We start from the raw sequence: 22,190 nt of genomic DNA, 5'->3' as shown, positions 1-22,190 counted from the left end.
GTACGCGCGGCCTATCGCTTTTGCAAGTGACTATCAGTAGCCGTTAGGAACCGTCCTAGAACGACGACATCCTGCCGTTCCAGCCCCAGTTTCCGATAGAAGCCAAGCGCCGCGTCATTGCCGCCACGCACCATCAACTGGACCTTGGGAATGCCCGCCGCGATCAGCCACGCCTCGGCAGCGGCCATCAGCATGCCGCCAATGCCCTGCCCCCGCCGCTCGGGCACGACCGCGAGATAATAGACCCAGCCGCGATGGCCGTCCTGCCCGACCATGGCGCTGCCGATGATCGCAGCGTCGATCCGCGCGAGCAGGATCGTCGCGTTCCCGGCCATCAGCGCGCGGTCGAAATCGGTGTGCGGATCGTTCCACGGCCGGGTCAGCCCGCAGGCCTGCCACAATGCCACCACCGCTGCGGCATCGGCGGCACCCGCCGCGTCGATCAGCGGGCCAGACAGACGCTGCCCGCCCATAGTTCGGTGACACTGTCCTTCGCGTCATACAGTCCCGACAGGCCGCCGCTGCTGAACTCGCGGCCAAGGCTGGTATCCTCGACCGGTGCATCGATCACCGCTTCGACGTCGGCGCGCTTCGATCCGATGCCGACCCCGGCCATCGTCGTCAGCCCGCGTCCGCGCGCCGCCCAGCCGACGAACCGGCCGTCCTGGAAATACAGGTGGATGCGCGGATAGCTGGCGATGTCGAGCGGCCCTTCGCCGCAATCGGTGTTGCGCGAGCGTTCGGGCAGCGCCTGCATCGCCGCCTCGGCGACGCGCAGGACGATCTCGGCGGGGGTGCCGAAGCCGATCTGGCGACTGCTGGCCCCGGCCACCGTCTGGATGCCGTCGGGTGCGAGGTTGAGTGCCACCGCGTTGCGCGCGGCGGCCTCGGCACCGGCGGGGGCGTCGCAGCGTACGCGACGGGCATTGCCATCGACCCCGGTCAGGTCGAGCGCGCCGCCCTCTGCCAGCGCCAGCCGATAGCGGCGCTGCGCGGTGATCCCCGACCGGTCGGCGACCACATCGACATCGACGGCGCCAGCCTCGGCGGCGGTGATCGATTGGGCGGGATAGTCGGTGCCGGCGATCGTCAGCGTGTCGGCGGCGATCGCCAGCCGTTGCTCGCCCGGAGCGACCGCGCGACACGATGCGGCATCGCTGTCCCAGCTTCCGACGAAGCGCGTCGGGATGGCGGTGAGCGCTTCGGGCGTCGGCGAGGCGATCGGCGCGGGTTGTTCGACTTCCCCAGCGGTGTTGGTCGCGGCCGGTTGCGGGTCCTGACTACAAGCGGCGACCGCCATCGCCGCGCCCATGATCCACCACCGCATCGTCGCCTCCATCGTCGCCTGTCGCGCTATGTGCCCAAAATCGCCGGTTGGCGAAAGTACACCCGCCGCGCGCGTGGCACCGGTCAGCCGGCCGGGACGATGACCGGCGGCGCGCCGAGCGAGGCGTAATAGTCCTTCGCCGGCAGTTCGATCACCGTCACCCGCCCGATATTCGCCGCTTCGAGCGACTGGCTGAACGACCGCGGCTTCTTCATCAGCTTCTTGTCCTCGACGACGGTCAGACCGGCGCGGCGCGCCGCCTCCGCGACGAAATGGACGCAGTTGCGGCGGTTGAGGTTATAGTGCGAATCGCCGCCCGGCCCCCATTCGGCCACCAGCGAGCGGATCGCGGCATATTGCGGATCGCTCAGCACGACCGAGAAATGCGCGTTGCTGCCCGCGATATATTTCGGCTTCGGCCGGTCGATCATCCCGCCGACCGTGCCCATCAATATCGCCGGCGTCAGCGCCTTGGCGGTGAAGCCATAGCTTTCGGCGATCGCCGGACCGCCACTGTCGGGGGTGCCGGCGAGCGTGAAAAAGGCATGCGGGAAATTCTGGCCGAATTCCTGCGACCAGAAGGTTATGGTCACCGCCGCCTGCGCGGGCACGATCCCGCCGAGCACCAGCAGCAGCGCGGCGCACCACCGCATCATTCCACGTATCGACCGGGCCATCATCATATCCCGCAGATACCGAAAACGGCGCGCCGACACCAGTCGACACGCCGTTCTCATCGGTTTGGGACTGCTCAGTCCTGCTGCGCCGCGCGCTTTGCCTCGGCTTCGGCGTCATAGCCCGACGATGGCGCCGGCCCGCCCAGATGCGACGGCTGGCTGATCGATACCGGATCCGACGCATCCATCGTCTCGTCCAGACCCTCGTCCAGCCGTGCGTCGTGATCGTTCGGCTGGTCCTCGACACGGTCGTTGATCGCAGCATCCTCGCCGGCGTCGCCGCGCGCGGGCACGCCTGCGTCCTGCTCGCTGCCATCGGGTGCGACGGCGAGCGAATCCATCGCGTTGTCGTCGAATGCCTTGTTGTCGCTATCCATCATCCCTCACTCCTTCATGCCACTAACGACGGCGGGAGCGGCGCGTTCCGTGCATGAAAAAGGGCCGGACAGTCTCCCGTCCGGCCCCTTGGCGTGTCGGTTGATGTGGATCAGTCGCGGTTGCCGCCCATGAACGACAGCAGGAACTGGAACATGTTCACGAAGTCGAGATACAGCGACAGCGCGCCGAGGATTACGGCCTTGCCCGCGAAATCGGTGCCGGCGACCTGATAATACATGTTCTTGATCCGCTGCGTGTCATAGGCGGTCAGACCGGCGAACAGCAGCACGCCGACGCCGCTGATGACGAGGCTGAGCATGCCCGACTGGAAGAACAGGTTCAGCAACGACGCCACGATCAGGCCGACGACACCCATGATAAGGAACGTACCGAAACCGGTCAGGTCCTTCTTGGTGGTGTAGCCGTACAGGCTGAGCGCAAGGAACGCGGCGGTGGTCGAGAAGAACGTCAGCGCGATCGACCCGCCGGTGTAGCGCAGGAAGATCGTCGACATCGACAGACCCATCACCGCCGCAAAGGCCCAGAACAGCCCCTGCGCCGCCGTGGTCGACAGGCGGTTGATCCCGAAGCTCATCACCATCACGAAGATCAGCGGCGAGAACATGATGAGATATTTCAGCGGCCCCGGTTGCAGGAACACCGCCGCCGCCGGCGAGCTTGCACCACCCCAGGAAAACAGCAGCGCCACGATGCCGGTCAGCAGCACGCCCGAGGCCATGTAATTGTACACGGACAACATGTAGGACCGCAGCCCTTCGTCGCGCGCCATGTCACGGGTGCGCGTACGGGTGATCGGTGCGGCCGTCGTCCGGGGATCGGACCAGTTCGCCATTGGTAACTCCTATCGCCGACACAGACGTCGGATGGTGGAAATATCGCGCCGCGAGGCATCAATTTCAAGGCAAACGCAAGAAGCAACACTTTGTTACGCACCCGGGAGATTTCACGATGCACCGCCTGTTCGTCGCCCTCCGCCCGCCGCCCGCCATGCGCGACCGGCTGCTCGCCATCATGGACGGCGTCGATGCCGCGCGCTGGCAGGACGATGCGCAGCTTCATCTGACGCTGCGCTACATCGGCAAGGTCGAACGTCCGGTCGCCGAGGACATCGCCACCGCGCTGCAATCGGTCCATGGCCCCGCGCCGATGCTGGCGCTGGACGGCGTCGGCCAGTTCGCGCAGCGCCATGCCGGGCGCGCTTTATGGGCCGGGGTGACGCCGCACGACACGGTCGGCGCGCTCCACCGCAAGATCGATCGTGCGCTGACGACGCTCGGCCTTCCCCCCGAGGGGCGGGCGTATCTGCCGCATATGACCATCGCCCGGCTGAACGCCTCGACCGGTCCGGTCGACGGCTTCCTGCACCGCCACGCCAGCCTATCGTCGTCGCCCGAGCGGTTCGACCAGTTCACGCTGTACGAAAGCCATCTTAGCCATGACGGCGCATGGTATGAACCGATCGCACGCTACCCGCTCGACTGACGCCCGGTACATCTGCGCGAAAGGTTTGGAAGACATTGCAAATGCTCGGCAAGTGCTGACCGGTTCGGTTCGTCGCCGGACAATCTCTTCCTGTCGTTTCGTTCATGAAACTGTCAGGGGATCGCTGCGTTAAGCGATCCAGCACTGATGTTGATGAAAGGACTTGTTCCATGCGTAATATCCTGATGGCAATCGCCGCGGCTTCGTTGCTGGCACCGGTCGGCGCGACCTTTTCCGACAACACGCCGTCGATCGGCACGCAAAAGGCCGAAGCGCAGCGCCGCTCGCGCTATCGCGAATGGCGCGGTCGTGACGGTCGCCGTTATTGCCGCAAGCCGAACGGAACGACCGGCTTGGTCGTCGGCGGCGTCGCCGGCGCGCTGGTCGGCCGCACGGTCGACACGCGCGGCGACCGCACGCTCGGCACGCTGATCGGCGGTGCCGCAGGCGCGCTGGCGGGTCGCGAGATCGAACGCGGCGGCAGCCGTGGCCGTTGCCGTTGAACCATCCACGATCTGACGTATTCTGAGGGGTGGGTCCGGCGACGGGCCCGCCCCTTTTTCATGACAAAGGTTCCCCCGCATGATCCGCAGCGCTTCCGCCCGGTACGAAGGTCTTGGCAAGGACGGCAAAGGCCATGTCTCCACCCAGTCGGGTGTGCTGGCCGACCAGCAATATGGCTTCAACACCCGGTTCGAGGACGGCAAGGGCACCAACCCCGAGGAACTGATCGCCGCCGCCCATGCGAGCTGCTTCACCATGGCGCTGAGCTTCGCGCTCGCCGGTGCCGGCTATAGCGACGGCACGCTGGAGACGACCGCCAAGGTGTCGCTCGACAAGGATGGCGACGGGTTCAAGGTGACGAAGTCGGCGCTGATGCTGAAGGCGAAGGTGCCGGGGATCGAACCGGCGAAGTTCGAGGAGATCGCCGCCGGTGCGAAGGCCGGTTGCCCGATCTCGAAGCTGCTGAACGCCGAGATCACGCTCGACCACACGCTGGAAGGCTGATTCGGGTGCCGGCCGGTATCCTTTGGGATGCCGGCCGGTTCGCGACGATTGGTTCACATTTTCGCGCTATCGTCCCCGGCAATGTTGCGCGTCCTTACCCTCGCCACCCTGTTCCCCGATGCGACCCGCCCCAATTTCGGGGTGTTCGTCGAGCGTCAGACGCTGGGGCTGGCCGGCTTGAGCGATGTCGAGGTGCGGGTGATCGCGCCGGTCGGACTGCCGCCGTTTCCGGCATCGATCGCCGCCCGCTATCGTGCCTTGTCCGCCCTGCCCGCTGCCGAGACGTGGAAGGGCCTGAGCGTCGAGCGGCCACGCTTCGTCAACCTGCCGCTGACCGGCGGGCGGTTTCATGCCCCCCTGCTCGCCCGTCGCCTGCGCCCGTTGCTCACACGCATCCGAACGCAATTCGCGTTCGATGTGATCGACGCCGAATTCTTCTTTCCCGATGGTCCGGCCGCTATTGCGCTGGGCAAGGCGTTCGGCGTGCCGGTGTCGATCAAGGCGCGCGGTGCCGACATCCATCACTGGGGCCATGCGTCGGCCACGGCGGCGCAGGTTCGCGCCGCCGGACAGGCGGCGGACGGGCTGCTCGCGGTATCGCGGTCGATGGCCGACGACATCCTTGCGACCGGAATCGATCGCCCGGTGCGGGTGCATCGCACCGGCATCGATCGGACGCGCTTCGGCAGCGTCGATCGCGCCGTCGCCCGCGCGCGGCTGGGCATCGCCGCGCCGCTGGTGGTGTCGCTCGGCGCGCTGATCGCGCGCAAGGGGCACCGGATCGTGCTCGATGCGGTCGCGGCGTTGCCCGGCGTCCATCTGTGGATCGTCGGCGGCGGGCCGGACCGGGCGGCGCTGGCGGCGCGGATCGCCGATCTCGGCATCGGCGATCGGGTGCGGCTGTGCGGATCGCTGCCGCATGACGATCTGCCCGACCTGCTCGCCGCCGCGGATGTGATGGCGCTGGCGTCGTCGTCGGAGGGCCTCGCCAATGCGTGGGTCGAGGCGCTGGCGTCGGGCACGCCGATCGTCATCCCCGATGCGGGCGCCGCGCGCGAGGTCGTCACCACCCGCGCCGCCGGGCGGATCGCCACGCGCGACTCGGCCGCCTTCGCCCAGGCCATTGCCGCCGTGCTGTCGCAGGCCGCCGATCCGGTCGCGACCAGGGCGACCGTCGATGCCTATAGCTGGGAACGCAACGCCCGCGAACTGCGCGATCACCTGGGCGCGCTGGTGAACCGTTACAGCGGGTAGATCGCCGCCGCGATCCAGCGGCCCTCGTCGCGCAACACGCCCCACGCACGGGCGGCGGCGCGGCTGTCCATCGCCTCGATGCCGAGGCCGCGCGCATCGAGCGCGCGGACGAACGCGCGCGACGGCTGGCGCAACGTCGCGCCCGTGCCGAGCAGCAGGAATTCGGGCGCGGGCTGGATGTCGAGGATCGCCGCCAGCGCCGCCACGTCGAGCGCCTCGAACGCCGGCGGCTCCCAGCCCTCGGCGCGTTTCGGCGTCAGCAGCAGCGCCGGGTAGATGCCGTCATCCACCCGGAAACCGCCCGTCGTGATCCCCGAGACGAGCGGCCCGTCACCCTGCCGGACGCGGTCCATCTTCACCGGCGGGTGGCGGGCTTGGTCGGGACCGGTTCCTTGACCGTGCCCTCGCCCACCGGCGCGCCGGGCTTGAGGCCGAGCGTAATCAGCAGCGACGACGATACATAGATCGACGAATAGGTGCCGACGATCACGCCGAGGATCATCGCGGCGGTGAAGCCACGCAGCACATGCCCGCCGAACACCAGCAACGCGGTCAGCGCGAGCAGGATGGTGAGCGAGGTCATGACGGTACGCGGCAGCGTTTCGTTGACCGACAGGTCGATCAGCTCGCGCATCTCCATCTTGCGGAACTTGCGCATGTTCTCGCGGATACGGTCGTCGATCACCATCTTGTCGTTGATCGAATAGCCGATGATAGTCAGCACGGCGGCGACGATCGTCAGGTCGAACGCCATCTGCGTGAGCGCGAAGAAGCCGAGCGTCATCAGCACGTCGTGGATGATCGCGACCGCCGTCGACACGCCGAACTGCCATTCGTAGCGGAACCACGAAAACACCGCGATGCCGACGATCGCCAGCACCACCGCCAGCACGCCGTTCGTCACCAGCTCGTCGGACACCTTGCCCGACACGGTCGAATAGTTGCTGAACGTCGCGCCGGGAAATTCGGTGGCGAGCGCGGTCTTGACCCGTTCGACCAGCCGGTCGGTGGCACCACTGTCACCCTCGGGCACCGGCAGGCGGATCGACACCAGCTTGGGATCGCCGAACTGCTGGATCGCGGGTTCGCCCACGCCCAGCCGCTCGATCGTGGCGCGCACCTTGTCGATCGCGGGCGGCGAGGCGAACTTCTCCTCGATCGCGACGCCGCCCATGAAGTCGACGCCGAAGTTGAGGCCACGGGCAAAGACCAGACCGACCGCCAGCAGGCTGAGGACCAGCGTGACCGCGAACGCGACCTTCCGCACCGCGACGAAGCGGATGTTGGTATTGTCGGGAACCAGTTTGATGAGACGCATGGGGGTATGGCCCTAGATGGTGATGTCGGTCGGGCGATGGCGGCGCATCCATCCGGCGACCAGCATGCGCGTGAAGGTGACGGCGGTGAACACCGAACTGGCGATGCCGAGCAGCAGCACGACCGCGAAGCCGCGGATCGGCCCCGACCCCAGGATCAGCATGATCCCGCCGGCGATGGCGTGGGTCACGTTCGCCTCGAAGATCGTGCGGCTGGCTTCCTTATAGCCCAGCTCCAGCGATTGCAGCACGCTACGCCCTCGCCGCCGTTCCTCGCGGATGCGTTCGTTGATGAGCACGTTGGCGTCGACCGCCGTGCCGATCGTCAGCACGAAGCCGGCGATACCGGGCAGCGTCAGCGTGGCGTTCAGGAACGCCATCACCGCGAGGATCATCAGGATGTTGAGCACGACGGCGATCGTCGAATAGATGCCGAAGCGGCCATAGGTCATGACCATGAACGCGATGACCGCGATCGTCGCGATGATTGCGGCGGTGACGCCTGCCTTGATCGAATCGGCGCCCAGTTCGGGGCTGACGGTGCTTTCCTGCACTACGGTCAGGTCGACCGGCAGCTTGCCCGAACGCAGCGCGATGGCGAGCTGGTTGGCGCCGTCGACGGTGAACCCGCCCGAGATCGACGCCGATCCGCCGAGGATCGCCTCGTTGATGTTCGGCGCGGAGATCACCTGATTGTCGACGATGATCGCGAACGGCTTGCCGACGTTTTCCTGCGTCACGCGGGCGAAGCGGCGGCCGCCTTCGGCGTTGAAGTTGATCGTGACGTTGGGCTGACCGTTCTGGTCGTACGACTGACGCGCGTCGGCGACTTCGCTGCCCGAAATGATCGTGGTGCGCTTCACCGCGATCGGCGCGCCGGCACCGGCATAGGGCAGCACCTGGCTGCCGGCCGGCGCGCGGCCCTGCGCCACGGCGGCGGGATCGGCGGCCTGATCGACCAGCTTGAATTCCAGCCGCGCGGTCTTGCCGAGCAGGTCCTTGAGCGCCTTGGGGTCGCTCAGGCCCGGCACCTGCACGACGATGCGGTTGCTGCCCTGCTGGATGATCGTCGGTTCGCGCGTGCCCAGCGCGTCGATGCGGCGGCGCACGACCTCGGTCGCGTCCTTCATCGCATTCTCGACCGCAAGGCGCAGGCCCGCCTGCGTCGGGGTCAGCACGAAGCGCGTGGTGTCGCGCACCTCGATGTCCCATTCGCGCTGGCCGGTCATCCCCGCCCCGCCGCCGGTCAGGCCCAGCAGCTTCTCGCGCGCGGCATCGACCTGCGAAGCGTCGCGCACCATGAAGCTGATCTGGCCGTTCCGCGTCGAAATGTCACCGACGCTGACACGCGGCGCGCGGCGCATCTCGGTCGCGATCATCTCGCGCATCGCCTCGATCCGGGTGCCGGCGACATCCTCGGTCTTGGCTTCGAGCAGGATGTAGCTGCCGCCGGCCAGATCGAGGCCGAGGTTGATCGTCGGCGCAGGCACCCAGCCGGGCAGCTTCGCACGGGTCGCCTCGGGCAGCAGGCTGGGCACCGCGAACAGCGACAGGAGAATCACGGACGCCCAGATGGCGATCCGTTTCCAGCGGGGAAAGTCGAGCATCAGTCGTTCGCGGGCTTGGCGCCGGCCGGCGTCGTGATCTCGGCGATGGTCGCCTTGACCACGCGCACGCGGGTGTTGGCGGCGATCTCGACCTCGACGATCGCGTCCTCCACCTTCGTCACCCGGCCGAGGATGCCGCCCGAGGTGACGACGGTGTCGCCGCGCTTCACCGATGCGATCGATGCCTGCAACGTCTTCATCCGCTTCTGCTGCGGACGGATCAGCAGGAAATAGAAGGCGACGAAGATCAGCAGCAGCGGCGCGATGCCGATGAGCGTGCCGGCGAAGCCGCCCGCGCCGGCAGGGGCGGTCGCGGACTGGGCAAAGGCGGAAGGTACGAACATTGCTGGCCTGGATTTTCCGAAAAAGCGAACGCCGCGATTGCGGCATCCTGTCACGCGGGGCAGCTATCATTTGCCACGAAGCGGCGCAACATATGCCGCTGACCCCACGCTTCGGGCTTGCATGCTGCGAAAAGCCCGCCTAAAGCGCCCGCTCTCTGATCGGGGCGTAGCGCAGCCTGGTAGCGCATCACACTGGGGGTGTGGGGGTCGCAGGTTCGAATCCTGTCGCCCCGACCAGAGAATTTTCCGGTTCGCCGATGCGAATCGGACCGCGACCTACCCGGCGACCAGCGCCGCGTCGCGCAACCCCCGCCATACCCGGATCGCCTGTACCGTCTCGGCCACGTCATGCACCCGCACGATCTGCGCGCCACGCTCGACTCCCGCCAGCGCCAGCGCGACCGATCCGCCGAGCCGCTGGTCGGCCGGCGCCTCGTTCGACAATGCGCCGATGATCCGCTTGCGACTGGCCCCGAGCAGCACCGGGCAGCCAAGGCCATGGAACAGCGCCAGCCCGTTCACCAGCGCGAGATTGTCGGCCAGCGCCTTGCCGAAGCCGATGCCCGGATCAACGACGATCCGGTCGCGTGACACGCCGGCCGCGACGACCGCCTCGACCCGCGCCTCCAGCCAGTCGAACACGTCGAGCAGCGGATCGGCATAGCCCTTGCCGCCATGCGGCCCTTGCGTCGGCGCGGGCGAGTGCATCAACACCACCGGACAACCCCGCGCGACGACCAGCGGCAGTGCCTGTGGGTCGAAGGCGAGTGCGGCGACGTCGTTGACGACCCCCGCCCCGGCATCGAGCGCGGCGGCCATCACCGCCGCCTTGCGCGTGTCGACCGACACCGCGACTCCGGCGGCGGCCAGTCGCGTGGCGACCGGTACGACGCGGGCGATCTCGTCGCCCTCCCACACGGTCGTCGCCCCCGGCTTCGTCGATTCGCCACCCAGATCGATCAGCGCCGCGCCCGCCGCCGCCATCGCGACACCCGCCGCCGCCGCGCCCGCCGGATCGCCGACATGCGCCCCACCGTCCGAAAAGCTGTCGGGGGTGACGTTGAGGATGCCCATCACCTGCGGCTGGTCGAACCGGATCACCCGCTCGCCGAGGCGCAGCGGCGGTCGTGGCGCGGTGACACGCGCATGGATGCGCCGCGCGCGTTCGGCCTCGGCGGAGGGTAGGGCATCGATCCATGCCGGCAGGTCCGCGATGGCAACGACCGCGCGCCGTCCATCGCGCCAGCGCGCCTCATAGGCGGCAAACCACAGCATCCCGCCGGCGAGTCGGGTAACGCTCCCGTCCGGCAGGCCGATGGGGGAGTCGATGAAGCGCACGGGGCGGAGGTAGAAGCTCATGGGCACCGCCCTGCCCCAACGACGGGTGCAGTATCAACCGCCATTCCCTACGCATTCATCGTCATTCCCGCGAAGGCGGGAATCCATATCCGCCGACGTTCGTGTTGGATTCGCAACCGTCACGTTTATGGATTCCCGCCTGCGCGGGAATGACGAAGTGTCGAGCTGAACGCCCCCGGTTACGGCTGCGTCGCGAGCAGCCACTGTTGCCGCAACGTATCGATCGGCGCGAGCTTGCCCGCGCCCGCGACATGCCAGAAGGTCCAGCCGTTGCACGTCGGCGCACCCTGCAACCCCGATCCCAGCTTGTGGATCGATCCGGCCATGCCGCACTCCGACAGCAGCGATCCATCGGCCAGCACGCTCGCCCGCCAGCGGCGCTTCGCATCGGTCAGCACCGTACCCGGCGGCACGAGGCCGTTCTCCACCAGCACGCCGAAGGCGACGCGCGGCGGCTTCGTCGGCGCGCGCATCGCGCGGATCGCCGATTCGTCGAGCGGCAGCGCCGCCTCGATCCGCGCCGTCGCCGCCTCGACATAGCCCGCATCGCGTTCGATGCCGATGAAGCGCCGCCCCAGCCGCTTGGCGACCGCGCCGGTGGTGCCGGTGCCGAAGAACGGGTCGAGCACCACGTCGCCGGGCTTGGTCGACGCCAGCAGCACGCGGTACAGCAGCGCCTCGGGCTTTTGCGTCGGGTGGACCTTGGTCCCGTCCTTGCGCAGCCGCTCCGGCCCGCCGCAGATCGGGAATTCCCAGTCCGATCGCATCTGCAATTCGTCGTTCAGCGTCTTCATCTGGCGATAGTTGAAGGTGTAACGCGCCTTCTCGCCCATCGACGCCCAGATCATCGTTTCATGCGCGTTGGTGAAGCGCGTGCCCTTGAAATTGGGCATCGGGTTCGACTTGCGCCACACGATGTCGTTGAGAATCCAGAAGCCCTTGTCCTGGATGATCGACCCGACACGGTAGATGTTGTGATAGCTGCCGATGACCCAGATCGTGCCGTCGGGCTTCAGGATGCGTCGCGCCTCGGCCAGCCACGCCTTGGTGAAGGCGTCATAGGCGGCGAAGCTGTCGAATTTGTCCCAGTCGTCGTTGACCGCGTCGACCTGACTGCCATCAGGGCGCAGCAGGTCGCCGCCCAGTTGCAGGTTATAGGGCGGATCGGCGAAGATACAGTCGATCGACTTCGCCGGCAGCGACTGCATCGCGGCGATGCAGTCGTCCATCAGGATCCGGTCGAGCGGCAGGCTGACCGTCTTTGGCTCCCGCACCCGGATTTTCGTCGCGACCATCGTATTTCTTCCCCTTGCAGCCCGCTATTTCGGCCAATCCGCGAGTCGCGGTCAAGGGGGTGGGGTTGACTCTTGTGGTCGAAGCGATTCGTTCCCGCGCCGAATCGAGTCGCTTCCGGCCACATATGGAGTCTGTCGTGTGCCGGCGGACTCAACATCTGGTAAAAAACGGTTCGTCGCAAATCTACAGCAGCAACGCCTGCGCGACCGGCGCGAAGCTGCGCCGGTGTAGCGGCGTGACGCCCAGCGCGCGCAATCCGGCCAGATGCACCTTTGCGCCATACCCCTTGTTCGAGGCCCAGCCATAGCCGGGATATTCGGCATCGGCGGCGACCATCATCGCGTCGCGCGTCTCCTTGGCGACGATCGACGCGGCGGCAATCGACAGGCTCAGCGCATCGCCGCGCACGATCGCGAAGCTCGGATAGCGCCACTTCGGACAGCGATTGCCATCGACCAGCACCATCGCCGGCACGACATCAAGTGCCGCGACCGCGCGCTCCATCGCCAGCATGCTTGCCCACAGGATGTTGAGTTGGTCGATCTCCTCAACGCTCGCCACGCCGACGCCGACCTGCGCGCATTCCATCAACCGCGCATGCAGCACCGCCCGCCGCTTCGCCGACAACGCCTTGGAATCGTCCAGCCCCTCCGGCACGTCCGCCGGATCGAGGATCACCGCCGCCGCGACCACCGGCCCGGCCAGCGGCCCGCGCCCCGCCTCGTCCACACCCGCCACCAGTCCGGCATGGCGGGCCTCATGCGCGAAATCAGGCATCGGGTAACTTCCACAGATCGGCGATCAACGTCATGTCACGCCGTTCGAGCGGCTCGGCATCGTGCCGCCGCAATGCCGCGACGCGAGGGTCGTCCGCCAACACCGCGAACGCGCGGTCGCGGGTCGCCGTATCCGGCCAGCGGGCCAAGGCGCACAGGACCCCGTCGCCGGCATCGAACAATGCCGATCCGGACGACCCTTGCTCCAGTAGCGCCTCGGTAATGATCCGCCAGTCGGCCTCGAACGCAACGCGCACTGCATTCGCCACGCGCCAGCGGAACAACGTCGCCAGTTCAGCCACCGCCGATCCGCCACGGCGGGAAGCGGCGCATCTCGCCCGCCTGATACAGACAGACCTCGTTGCCCGCCGGGTCGAGCAGCCGCGCCTCGCGCCAGCCCCATGGGCGGTCAACCGGTTCCTGGGTGAACGACAGCCCCTGCCCTTTGAGGAACGGCACGATCACGCCCAGATCGCCGACCTCGAAGAACACCAGCGGGCGTTTGCGTTCCTCGGTCATCTCGATCGAGAAGGTAGCGCCGCCCTCGGTCTCGAACCGGGCATAGCGGCGGCTGGAGCGGACGATCTGCTTCAACCCCAGCAACCGGTAGAAATGCTCGCTGGCCGCCACGTCGTCGGCGGGCACCGTCACCTGATTGAGCATCGGCGACCAGCGCGACTGGTTGAGGTCGAGCCGCACGCCCTGCTGCGCCATCGGCCCCGCGCCGCGCCCCAGTTCGTTGGCGCCGAGCATCGAGATCCGCACGAAGTCGCGCGCGCGGCCGATCGCCTCGGGCAGCATCCATTCCTTGGCCAGTTCGCAGGCGATTCCCGTGGACAGGGTGCAGCCGGTGCCATGCGTCGCCATGCCGTCGATGCGCGGACCGGACCATTCGATCACCGGCGGTGCGCCGCTGCCCGACTGGTGCAGCCGGTCGATCACCACCTCGCCCTCGCCGTGCCCGCCCTTTTCCAGCACCGCGCGCGCCTTGCCCAGCATCGCGGCCACCCCGCCCAGCGCCTTCGCCTCGGGAAGATTGGGGGTGGTGACGGTGGCCAGCGCCATTAGCCGGTCGAACGCGGCGATCGTCGCCTCGTCGGCCAGCCGCGCGCCGCTCGACGCTATCATCACCGGATCGAACACGATCGGCACGCCCGGCAGTTCGGCCAGCTTGTCGGCCACGGCATGCGCGGTCCGCGCCGATCCGATCATGCCGATCTTGATCGCATCGACGCCGATGTCGCGCACCACCGCGTCGATCTGCGCGATAACGATGTCGACCGGCACGGCATGCACCGCATCGACGCCCAGCGTGTTCTGCGCGGTGACGGCGGTGATCGCGGTCATCGCATGGCAGCCCAGCATCGTCGCGGTCTTGATGTCGGCCTGGATGCCGGCGCCGCCGCCGGAATCGGACCCGGCGACGATGAGGATACGGGGAGTGGTCATGACCGCTGCGTTAGCATCCCGCGCGCGGCGATCAAGCTACCCCTTTTTCGGCTGGCGGACAGAATCGAGCGGATCGACGCGGACTTCCACGCCCCTGCAAAGCCGGGACTTACAAGAAGCGGTCAGCACGCTATATCGGTCATGAGCCAGCGGAACCTTGCGTCGTCACTTCGGGTGGTCGTGCGCCTGAATCCGCTGGCTCACCGTCGCGAAACTCAACGCGCGCCGCTTGCCTTTTTTGGCCGCGCCGGCCGGTCGACCAGCTCGCCGCGACACTTGGGGCACACCTCGTCCAGTTCGTCGGCGCAATCGGCGCAGAACGTATCCTCGAACGAACAGATGAACGCCCCGTGCGCATGGGGCGCGAGCGGCGTGTCGCACCGCTCGCATGCCGGCTTCATGTCTAGCATTTGGGTCCAATCGATATTCAGGTGCAAAGCCAGCAACATTGCTCCCCTCCCTGGAAGGGAGGGGCTGGGGGTGGGTCGGCCCGCGCGGGAAGGCAAGCGTTCGACAACGGGCCAACCCACCCCCGCCCCCTCCCTTCCAGGCAGGGGAGTGGCCGAGCGCCCCGTTGCGTGTCGATCGGTTTCAGGCAGCGACCTGCCGCACCGCGTCGCAGATGCGGTCGACCACCGCCTCGACATGGCGCGCGTCGTCGCCCTCGGCCATCACCCGGATCACCGGTTCGGTGCCCGACGGCCGCAGCACCAGCCGCCCGCGGCCGGCCAGTTCGGCCTCGACGCCCGCCACCACATCGCGCACGCGCGGATCGTCGAGCGGCTTGCCGCCCGAAAACCGCACGTTCTTGAGCAGTTGCGGCAGCGGATCGAAGCGGTGGAGCACCTCGCTCGCCGGCGCGCCCGCGCGCTTGATCTCGGCCAGTACCTGCAACGCCGCGACCAGCCCGTCGCCGGTGGTCGCATAGTCGGACAGGATGATATGTCCCGACTGTTCGCCGCCGACATTGTAGCCCGAGCTGCGCATCTTTTCGAGGACGTGGCGGTCGCCCACGGCGGTGCGCACCAGCCCCAGCCCCTGTGCCGATAGATGCCGTTCGAGGCCGAGGTTCGACATGACGGTCGCGACGAGCCCGCCGCCCTTCAGCCGCCCGGCGCGCGCCCAGCCGGCGGCGATCGTCGCCATCAACTGGTCGCCGTCGATCACCTTGCCCTGTTCATCGACCACGATCAGCCGGTCGGCGTCGCCATCCAGCGCGATGCCGATCTGCGCGCCCGACGCGACGACCGTCTCCGACAACGTCTGCGGCGCGGTGGAGCCGACGCGGTCGTTGATGTTCTTGCCGTTGGGCGACACGCCGATCGCGACAACCTCCGCGCCCAGTTCCCACAGCGCGGAGGGCGCGACGTTGTACGCCGCGCCATTGGCACAATCGAGCACCAGCTTCACCCCGTCGAGCCGCATGTCGCTGGGGAAGGTCGATTTGGCGAAGTGGATATACCGGCCGCGCGCATCTTCGATCCGCTTGGCGCGGCCGATGTCGCCCGGCGCCGAAAGTTCGATCTCGCTCTCGATCAGCGCCTCGATCGCCAGTTCGGCCTCGTCGGACAGCTTGTAGCCGTCCGGCCCGAACAATTTGATGCCGTTGTCGAAGAACGGATTGTGGCTGGCGGAGATCATCACGCCCAGGTCGGCGCGCATCGACTGGGTCAGCATCGCCACCGCCGGGGTCGGCATCGGGCCGACCAGCACCACGTCCATGCCGACCGAGGTGAACCCCGCGACCATCGCGTTTTCGAGCATATAGCCCGACAGCCGGGTGTCCTTGCCGATCACCACCCGGTGGCGGTGATCGCCGCGCCGGAAATGCGCGCCGGCGGCCATGCCGATCCGCATCGCCATCTCCGCCGTCATCGGCCGGGTGTTGGTCAGCCCGCGAATGCCGTCGGTGCCGAAATATTTCCTTGCCATCGTGCCATACGCCTTCAGGTTGAGCCTTTGCGTGGCGACGCTACTACCGCCACTTTGTTAAAAGGGCGAGCATGTCGCAGGCGACACGAATTTTGGGCGGACTGGGCGCGGGGCTGGCGCTGGGCATCGTGCTGGCGGCGCAGGCGCCGGACACGGCGGTATCGGGCATCGCCGTCGCCGAACCGGTCGGCACCGCATGGCTCAATGCCCTCAGGATGACGATCGTCCCGCTGGTGGTGGCGCTGCTCGTCACCGGCGTGGCACAGACGGCGGAGGCGGCGCGCGCCGGGCGGATCGCCACGCGCTCGCTGCTGCTGTTCGTCGTCATCCTGTGGACCTCGTCGGCGCTGGGCGCGCTCGTCACCCTGTCGCTGCTCGACCTGTTTCCGCTGGGCGATACCGCCGCGCAGGCGCTGCGCGCGACCTTCGGCAGCGCCGCGCCGGTCGACAAGGTGCCGCCGTTCACCGACTTCCTCGTCGCGATCGTGCCGACCAATCCGGTATCGGCGGCGGCGAACGACCAGTTCCTGCCGCTGATCCTGTTCACCCTCGTCTTCGCCTTCGCGCTCACCCGCTTGCCGCAGGACCATCGCGGCGTGCTGGTGCGGCTGTTTCAGGCGATCGCCGACACGATGCTGATCGTCATCAACTGGGTCTTGTGGCTGGGGCCGATCGGCGTGTTCGCGCTCGGCTATGTCGTCGGCGCGCGCGCCGGCACAGCAGCGTTCGGCGCGCTGATCCATTACGTCCTGATCCTGATGAGCGTGGGGCTGACGATCTGGCTGCTCGCCTATCCTCTGGCGCGATTCGGCGGCCGGATCTCGATCGCGCGCTTCCTGAAGGGCACGACCCCGGCACAGGCGGTCGCGATCTCGACCCAGTCGTCGCTCGCCTCGCTGCCGGCGATGCTCAAGGGCGCGGGCGACCTCGGCGTGCCGGTGGCAACGTCGGGCGTGGTGCTGCCGATGGCGGTGGCGCTGTTCCGCGCGACGGGTCCGGCGATGAACGTCGGCGTCGCGCTCTATGTCGCGCATGTGTTCGGCGTGCCGCTGGGCGCGGGGCAGATCGCGGCGGGGATCGCGGCGGGCGCGATCACCACGATGGGCGCGGCCAGCCTGCCAGGCCAGATCAGCTTCGTCTCCTCGATCGCGCCGATCGCCGTGGCGATGGGCGTACCGGTCGAACCGCTGGCGCTGCTCGTCGCGGTGGAAACGCTGCCCGACATCGTGCGCACGCTCGGCAACGTGACGATGAACGTCGCGGTGACGGCAACGATCGGCGAGCGCGTCGGCGGCGATCGGATGAGCGAGGCCGATGCGATTCTGGCGGAAGGGTGACGGGCGCACGCCTTCCTCCCTCCCTGACAAGGGAGGGGTCGGGGGTGGGTCGGCCCGCGAGGGAACGACAGCGTCCGCCCCAGACCTACCCACCCCCAGCCCCTCCCTTCTCAGGGAGGGGAGCAGGTTACGAAGACCGGGATGACGTTTCCCGCCCCTAGTTCATCAACACCAGTTCTTCCGCCATCGTCGGGTGCAGCGCGACCGTTTCGTCGAAGGCATCCTTGGTCAGCCCGGCCTTCACCGCGATCGCCGCCGCCTGCAATATCTCGGGCGCATCCGGCCCGATCATGTGCAGCCCGACGATCTTGCCCGACACGTCGTCGCAGATCATCTTGTACAGCGCGCGTTCGTTGCGACCCGCCAGCACGTTCTTCATCGGGCGGAAGTCGGAGAGGTACACCTTGACCGACCCGAGCTTCGACTTGGCCTCGCCCTCGGTCATGCCGACGCCTGCCATCGGCGGATGGCTGAACACCGCCGAGGGGATGTTGACGTAATCGACGGTCACGTCCTTGCCGCCATAGGTGCGGTCGGCGAACGCCTGCCCCTCGCGGATCGCGACCGGGGTGAGTTGCACCCGGTTGGTGACGTCGCCGACCGCATAGATCGACGGGCACGCCGTCTGCGCCTTGTCGTCGACCTGCACCGCGCCCTTGTCGTCCAGCACGACGCCGGCGGATTCCAGCCCCAGCCCGTCGGTATTGGGCACGCGGCCGGTGGCGAACATTACCATGTCGACGGTAACGGGTTCGTGGTTCGACATCCTGACGGTCAGGCAACCGTCGTCACCCTTCTCGATCCCCTCGAACTCGGCATGGAAGCGGAACTCGATGCCCTTGGTCATCGAAATCTGGAGCAACCGGTCGCGGATCGATTCGTCATAGCCGCGCAGGATCACGTCGCTGCGGTTGATGAGGACCACATGCGCGCCAAGCTGGTGAAACACCCCGGCGAACTCGTTGGCGATATAGCCCGCGCCGGCGATCAGGATACGCTTGGGGATCGCATCCAGATGGAACGCCTCGTTCGAGGTGATGCCGTGTTCGGCACCGGGGCACGACGGCACCGCCGGCGTCGCCCCCGTGGCGATCAGGATGCGCTCGGCGGTGATCTCGCGCCCGCCCGCCAGCTTCACCGAATGCGGACCGGTGACGGTCGCGCGTTCGTGCAGGATGTCGACGCCGTGGTTCTCCAGCGTCGCGGTGTACGCGCCGTTGATCCGGTCGACCTCGGCCAGCACATTGTCGCGCAGCCGCTCCCAACTGAAATGGCACTGCGCCGGCACGTCCCAGCCGAACGCATTGGCATCGCGCAGATCCTCGGCGAAATGCGCGCCGTACACCAGCAGCTTTTTGGGCACGCAGCCCCGGATCACGCAGGTGCCGCCGACGCGATATTCCTCGGCCACCGCGACCTTCGCGCCATAGGCGGCGGAGACGCGCGCGGCACGGGTGCCGCCCGATCCCGCCCCGATGACGAACAGGTCGTAGTCATAGTCGCTCATGCAAGTCCCGCCCGTGCCAGAAGATCGTTGGTCGACGCATCGAACGTCTGGCCGCCGCGATCGGCTGCCTTGGCCATTTCTTTTCCAAGCTCGACGCCGAACTGGTCGAACGGGTTGATCCCGATCAGCGCCGCGTTCACGAACGTCCGCGCTTCGTAGAACGCGATCAGCGCGCCCAGCGTCCGCGCATCGAGGTCCTGCAACAGCAGTGTCGACGACGGCCGGTCGCCGGCATAGGCGCGCGCCGGATCGTCGTTCGCCTTGCCCGCCATCAACGCCGCGCCCTGCGCAAAGGCATTGAGCAGCAACTGCCGGTGATGCGCCGGGTCGAGCGTGTCGCCCGCCTCCACCACCGCGACGAATTCCAGCGGCACGATCCGCGTTCCCTGGTGCAGCAACTGGAACACCGCATGCTGGGCGTCGGTGCCCACGCCACCCCAGGTGATCGCCGCCGAATGGCGCCCCAGCGGCTCGCCCGCCGCCGTCACCGACTTGCCATTCGATTCCATCTCAAGCTGCTGGAGATACGACGGCAGCAGGCGCAACCGCTCGTCATAGGCGAAGGTCGCCCGCGTCTCGCACCCGACGACCTGCGCATAATACAGGTCGGCGAAGGCGGCGAGCACCGGCGCGTTTTCCTTCAGGTCGGCGAGCCGGAAATGCCGGTCCATTTCGGCCGCGCCCTCCAGCAATTCCTCATAGGCCGAAAAGCCCAGCGCCAGCGCGAACGGAAAGCCGATCGACGACCACAGCGAATAGCGCCCGCCGACGCTCTCGGCGAACGGCAGCACGCGCGTCTCGTCGACGCCCCATTCCACCGCCTTGTCGGGCGCGGCGGTCAGCGCGATGACGCGGCCGTACGGGTCCTCGACCCCGCCCTCGCTCATCCACGCCAGCGCCGACGTGGCGTTCAATATCGTCTCGGTCGTGGTGAACGTCTTGGAGGCGATGACGAGCAGCGTCGCGGCGGGATCGAAGCCTTTCAGCGCCTCCTCCATCGCCACGCCGTCGACGTTCGACACGATCGCTACGTCATAGCGGTCCTCGTCACGGCCCAGCGCGTCAAAGATCAGGTCCGGCCCCAGCGCCGATCCGCCGATGCCGACGTGCAGGATGTGGCGCACCGGGCCGAACGCCTCGGCCTCGATCGCGTCGATCACCTGCCGCATCCGCGTCTGGAAGCCACGCGCCTGCGCCACGTCCTCGGCCGATCCCTCGCCACGCTCGGCGGTGTGGGTCGCCGCGCGCCCCTCGGTCACGTTGATGACCTGCCCCGAAAACAACGCCTCGCGCTTGGCGGCCAGTTCCATCGTCGCGGCTAGCCCGGTGAAGGCGTCCACCGCGGCATCGTCGAGATGCGTCTTGGCGAAATCGAAATGGATGCCGCCGACGTCGACGCTCAGCTTGGCGAGCCGGTCGGGATCGTTCGCGAACAGATCGGTCAGCCGGGTTTGCGGAAGATTCTCGATCGCGGACCAGTCCTGCATCGCCATGTCGTGCCTCGTTCGTCGCTTGGGAATAGGATGCCGCAGCCCTAGGATGCGTGTCCGTACAGGTCCAGTGCCGATGCGATCCGCTTGACGCCCCGCCCCCGCCCTAGCATGGCACGCTCCATGGCTCTCGATCCCGCCCCCGCGACTCCCGCGCCCGCCGCATCCCCCGCGCCCAAGCCGAAACGGTCGGAAACGGCGGATCTGCTGCTGTTCCTGCTGAAGCTCGCGATCGTGGTGTTCGTGATCCGCTCGTTCCTGTTCTCGCCCTTCTCGATCCCGTCGGGGTCGATGCAGCCGCGCCTGCTGATCGGCGACTATCTGTTCATCACCAAATGGAACTACGGCTATTCGCGCCATTCGCTACCGTGGAGCCTGCCGCTGATCCCCGGGCGGATCATGGCCAGCACGCCCGCGCGCGGCGACGTGGTGGTGTTCAAGGCACCGCCGACCGCGAAACAGGATTATATCAAGCGCGTCATCGGCCTGCCCGGCGACACGGTGCAGATGCGCGGCGGCCAGTTGTTCCTGAACGGCACCGCCGTCCCCAAGCAGCGGATCGCCGACTTCGTCGTGCCCGTCTCGCCCAACACCGGCTGCGGCTATGAATTCCAGCGCGTGGTCGCGCAGGCACCCGCCTGCGCCTATCCGCAGTTCCGCGAGACGCTGCCCGGCGGTAAGAGCTACAACGTCCTCGATCTCGGCACGACCGAGGCCGACGATACCGGCGTGTTCACCGTGCCCGCCGGCCACGCCTTCCTGATGGGCGACAACCGCGACGACAGCGCCGACAGCCGCTTCCCGGCGCGCGAAGGCGGCGGCATCGGCATCGTGCCCCTCGAGAATATCGAGGGCAAGGCAGTGGTGAACTTCTTCTCGACCGACGGATCGGCCAACTGGCTGCTGCCATGGACATGGGTGAGCGCCGCGCGCTGGAGCCGGATCGGGGAAGGCTTCTGAGCGAGCCGCTGGCAGACTGGGTGGCCCGCGCGCTCGGCCGCGCGCCCAACCGGATCGACGACTATGCCCGCGCGCTGACCCATGGCAGCACCGCGCACGCGACCTATGAGCGGCTCGAATTTCTCGGCGACCGTGTACTCGGCCTCGCCGTCGCCGAATGGCTCTACGAGCGGTTTCCCGGCGAGAGCGAGGGCGCGTTGTCCAAGCGGTTCAACGCGCTCGTCACCGGTGCGGTGTGCGCCGACATCGCGCGCGCGATCGGCGTCGTGCCCCATCTGAAACTCGGCAAGCAGGCGCGCGACGATGGCGCGGGCGACAGCGACAATGTGCTGGGCGACGTGATGGAGGCGCTGATCGGTGCCTTCTACCTCGACCACGGCCATGACGCGGCGCGCGGCTTGGTGCGCGCGCTGTGGGGTGCGCGCATCGACGCGCAATTGCGGGTCCCCCGCCACCCCAAATCGGCGCTCCAGGAATGGGCGGCGGCGCACAACCGCAAGCCCCCCGAATATGCCATCGTCGACAAGTCCGGCCCGGGCCACGCGCCGCGCTTCACGGTGCGCGTCACGATCGGCAAGCTGGCGGCGACGGAGGCCACCGGTACGTCGAAACAGGAAGCGGAGACGGCGGCGGCCAAGGCGCTGCTGCGGGAGCTGGGCGACTAGCCCAC

General features: G+C 67.7%; 25 protein-coding genes and 1 tRNA gene. 8 read left to right on the top strand and 18 right to left on the bottom strand.

All coding sequences use genetic code 11. The features are described 5' to 3' along the window. Positions 1 to 11: 11 nt before the first annotated feature. The 5 genes from ASG37_RS01645 to ASG37_RS01625 form a co-directional block, all read right to left on the bottom strand. Entirely contained in the window at positions 12 to 473 is a 462-nt protein-coding gene (locus tag ASG37_RS01645; RefSeq protein WP_156349011.1) for a GNAT family acetyltransferase, read from the bottom strand. Further along, positions 443 to 1,327, bottom strand: a complete 885-nt coding sequence (locus ASG37_RS01640; RefSeq protein ID WP_156349010.1) for a hypothetical protein — start codon at positions 1,325 to 1,327, stop codon at positions 443 to 445. The genes ASG37_RS01645 and ASG37_RS01640 overlap by 31 nt, the downstream gene beginning before the upstream one ends. Positions 1,328 to 1,410: 83 nt before the next feature. Further along, complete coding sequence (locus ASG37_RS01635) at positions 1,411 to 1,983, bottom strand: hypothetical protein (protein ID WP_055755521.1); 573 nt, start codon at positions 1,981 to 1,983, stop codon at positions 1,411 to 1,413. 95 nt (positions 1,984 to 2,078) lie between these two features. Then, the gene (locus tag ASG37_RS01630) at positions 2,079 to 2,384 is read right to left on the bottom strand and encodes a hypothetical protein (RefSeq protein ID WP_235525097.1); all 306 of its coding nucleotides are present in this window, start codon (positions 2,382 to 2,384) and stop codon (positions 2,079 to 2,081) included. A 107-nt stretch (positions 2,385 to 2,491) separates the two neighbouring features. Next, positions 2,492 to 3,235, bottom strand: coding sequence for a Bax inhibitor-1/YccA family protein (locus ASG37_RS01625; protein ID WP_055755520.1), 744 nt, complete (start codon positions 3,233 to 3,235; stop codon positions 2,492 to 2,494). A 116-nt stretch (positions 3,236 to 3,351) separates the two neighbouring features. Here ASG37_RS01625 and thpR point away from each other — a divergent pair, with 116 nt between their 5' ends. The 4 genes from thpR (at position 3,352) to ASG37_RS01605 (ending at position 6,147) form a co-directional block, all read left to right on the top strand. Continuing rightward, positions 3,352 to 3,885, top strand: a complete 534-nt coding sequence (gene thpR, locus ASG37_RS01620) for an RNA 2',3'-cyclic phosphodiesterase (RefSeq protein WP_055755519.1) — start codon at positions 3,352 to 3,354, stop codon at positions 3,883 to 3,885. Positions 3,886 to 4,070: 185 nt separating this feature from the next. Next, the gene (locus tag ASG37_RS01615; protein WP_055757189.1) at positions 4,071 to 4,388 is read left to right on the top strand and encodes a glycine zipper 2TM domain-containing protein; all 318 of its coding nucleotides are present in this window, start codon (positions 4,071 to 4,073) and stop codon (positions 4,386 to 4,388) included. A gap of 79 nt (positions 4,389 to 4,467) precedes the next feature. Then, positions 4,468 to 4,893, top strand: coding sequence for an OsmC family protein (locus ASG37_RS01610; protein ID WP_055755518.1), 426 nt, complete (start codon positions 4,468 to 4,470; stop codon positions 4,891 to 4,893). 81 nt (positions 4,894 to 4,974) lie between these two features. Continuing rightward, positions 4,975 to 6,147 (top strand): glycosyltransferase, encoded by a 1,173-nt coding sequence (locus tag ASG37_RS01605; protein WP_055755517.1) that lies wholly within the window; start codon positions 4,975 to 4,977, stop codon positions 6,145 to 6,147. On the opposite strand, the gene ASG37_RS01600 is transcribed toward ASG37_RS01605, so the two are convergent. From ASG37_RS01600 to yajC, 4 genes are read right to left on the bottom strand one after another with little or no spacing between them, the layout of a single operon-like run. Further along, complete coding sequence (locus ASG37_RS01600; RefSeq protein WP_055755516.1) at positions 6,135 to 6,500, bottom strand: Mth938-like domain-containing protein; 366 nt, start codon at positions 6,498 to 6,500, stop codon at positions 6,135 to 6,137. The genes ASG37_RS01605 and ASG37_RS01600 overlap by 13 nt on opposite strands. Positions 6,501 to 6,502: 2 nt before the next feature. After that, positions 6,503 to 7,465, bottom strand: coding sequence for a protein translocase subunit SecF (secF, locus tag ASG37_RS01595; RefSeq protein WP_055755515.1), 963 nt, complete (start codon positions 7,463 to 7,465; stop codon positions 6,503 to 6,505). Positions 7,466 to 7,477: 12 nt separating this feature from the next. Beyond that, on the bottom strand, positions 7,478 to 9,070 hold the full coding sequence (secD, locus tag ASG37_RS01590; protein WP_055755514.1) for a protein translocase subunit SecD: 1,593 nt from the start codon (positions 9,068 to 9,070) through the stop codon (positions 7,478 to 7,480). Then, positions 9,070 to 9,414, bottom strand: a complete 345-nt coding sequence (yajC, locus tag ASG37_RS01585) for a preprotein translocase subunit YajC (protein WP_055755513.1) — start codon at positions 9,412 to 9,414, stop codon at positions 9,070 to 9,072. The genes secD and yajC overlap by 1 nt, the downstream gene beginning before the upstream one ends. 160 nt (positions 9,415 to 9,574) lie before the next feature. Here yajC and ASG37_RS01580 point away from each other — a divergent pair. Then, a tRNA-Pro gene (locus ASG37_RS01580) sits at positions 9,575 to 9,651 on the top strand. Positions 9,652 to 9,690: 39 nt separating this feature from the next. Here ASG37_RS01580 and folP read toward each other — a convergent pair. The 7 genes from folP to glmM all read right to left on the bottom strand — a co-directional run bounded on the left by folP (position 9,691) and on the right by glmM (position 16,226). Next, positions 9,691 to 10,773 carry a dihydropteroate synthase gene (folP, locus tag ASG37_RS01575; RefSeq protein WP_055755512.1) on the bottom strand — a complete coding sequence of 361 codons (1,083 nt, stop codon included), beginning with the start codon at positions 10,771 to 10,773 and terminating at the stop codon, positions 9,691 to 9,693. A 179-nt stretch (positions 10,774 to 10,952) separates the two neighbouring features. Continuing rightward, on the bottom strand, positions 10,953 to 12,068 hold the full coding sequence (locus ASG37_RS01570) for a site-specific DNA-methyltransferase (protein ID WP_055755511.1): 1,116 nt from the start codon (positions 12,066 to 12,068) through the stop codon (positions 10,953 to 10,955). Positions 12,069 to 12,252: 184 nt separating this feature from the next. Continuing rightward, the gene (locus tag ASG37_RS01565; RefSeq protein ID WP_055755510.1) at positions 12,253 to 12,846 is read right to left on the bottom strand and encodes a ribonuclease HII; all 594 of its coding nucleotides are present in this window, start codon (positions 12,844 to 12,846) and stop codon (positions 12,253 to 12,255) included. Further along, positions 12,839 to 13,147, bottom strand: coding sequence for a hypothetical protein (locus ASG37_RS01560; RefSeq protein WP_055755509.1), 309 nt, complete (start codon positions 13,145 to 13,147; stop codon positions 12,839 to 12,841). Before ASG37_RS01560 ends, ASG37_RS01565 begins: the two co-directional genes overlap by 8 nt. After that, complete coding sequence (thiD, locus tag ASG37_RS01555; RefSeq protein WP_055755508.1) at positions 13,140 to 14,294, bottom strand: bifunctional hydroxymethylpyrimidine kinase/phosphomethylpyrimidine kinase; 1,155 nt, start codon at positions 14,292 to 14,294, stop codon at positions 13,140 to 13,142. The genes ASG37_RS01560 and thiD overlap by 8 nt, the downstream gene beginning before the upstream one ends. A gap of 215 nt (positions 14,295 to 14,509) precedes the next feature. Continuing rightward, complete coding sequence (locus tag ASG37_RS01550; RefSeq protein WP_414887741.1) at positions 14,510 to 14,695, bottom strand: DUF1272 domain-containing protein; 186 nt, start codon at positions 14,693 to 14,695, stop codon at positions 14,510 to 14,512. 190 nt (positions 14,696 to 14,885) lie between these two features. Next, on the bottom strand, positions 14,886 to 16,226 hold the full coding sequence (glmM, locus tag ASG37_RS01545; protein ID WP_055755507.1) for a phosphoglucosamine mutase: 1,341 nt from the start codon (positions 16,224 to 16,226) through the stop codon (positions 14,886 to 14,888). 71 nt (positions 16,227 to 16,297) lie between these two features. Here glmM and ASG37_RS01540 point away from each other — a divergent pair, with 71 nt between their 5' ends. Then, positions 16,298 to 17,563: a dicarboxylate/amino acid:cation symporter gene (locus tag ASG37_RS01540; protein ID WP_055755506.1), complete on the top strand. Its 1,266-nt coding sequence runs from the start codon at positions 16,298 to 16,300 to the stop codon at positions 17,561 to 17,563. 157 nt (positions 17,564 to 17,720) lie between these two features. On the opposite strand, the gene gorA is transcribed toward ASG37_RS01540, so the two are convergent. Continuing rightward, the gene (gorA, locus tag ASG37_RS01535; RefSeq protein WP_055755505.1) at positions 17,721 to 19,070 is read right to left on the bottom strand and encodes a glutathione-disulfide reductase; all 1,350 of its coding nucleotides are present in this window, start codon (positions 19,068 to 19,070) and stop codon (positions 17,721 to 17,723) included. Then, positions 19,067 to 20,557 (bottom strand): glucose-6-phosphate isomerase, encoded by a 1,491-nt coding sequence (pgi, locus tag ASG37_RS01530; RefSeq protein WP_055757185.1) that lies wholly within the window; start codon positions 20,555 to 20,557, stop codon positions 19,067 to 19,069. Before pgi ends, gorA begins: the two co-directional genes overlap by 4 nt. Positions 20,558 to 20,683: 126 nt before the next feature. Between pgi and lepB the strand changes: the two genes are divergently transcribed. Both lepB and rnc read left to right on the top strand, forming a co-directional pair. Continuing rightward, positions 20,684 to 21,520, top strand: a complete 837-nt coding sequence (gene lepB, locus ASG37_RS01525) for a signal peptidase I (RefSeq protein WP_156349009.1) — start codon at positions 20,684 to 20,686, stop codon at positions 21,518 to 21,520. After that, positions 21,475 to 22,185 (top strand): ribonuclease III, encoded by a 711-nt coding sequence (gene rnc / locus ASG37_RS01520; RefSeq protein ID WP_200909687.1) that lies wholly within the window; start codon positions 21,475 to 21,477, stop codon positions 22,183 to 22,185. Before lepB ends, rnc begins: the two co-directional genes overlap by 46 nt. Positions 22,186 to 22,190 lie beyond the last annotated feature (5 nt).

Source organism: Sphingomonas sp. Leaf407 (assembly GCF_001425385.1).
In the GTDB taxonomy this organism is placed as follows: domain Bacteria; phylum Pseudomonadota; class Alphaproteobacteria; order Sphingomonadales; family Sphingomonadaceae; genus Sphingomonas.
The sequence above is the reverse complement of the archived record's forward strand: the minus strand, read 5'-3'. Positions and strand labels throughout refer to the sequence as shown.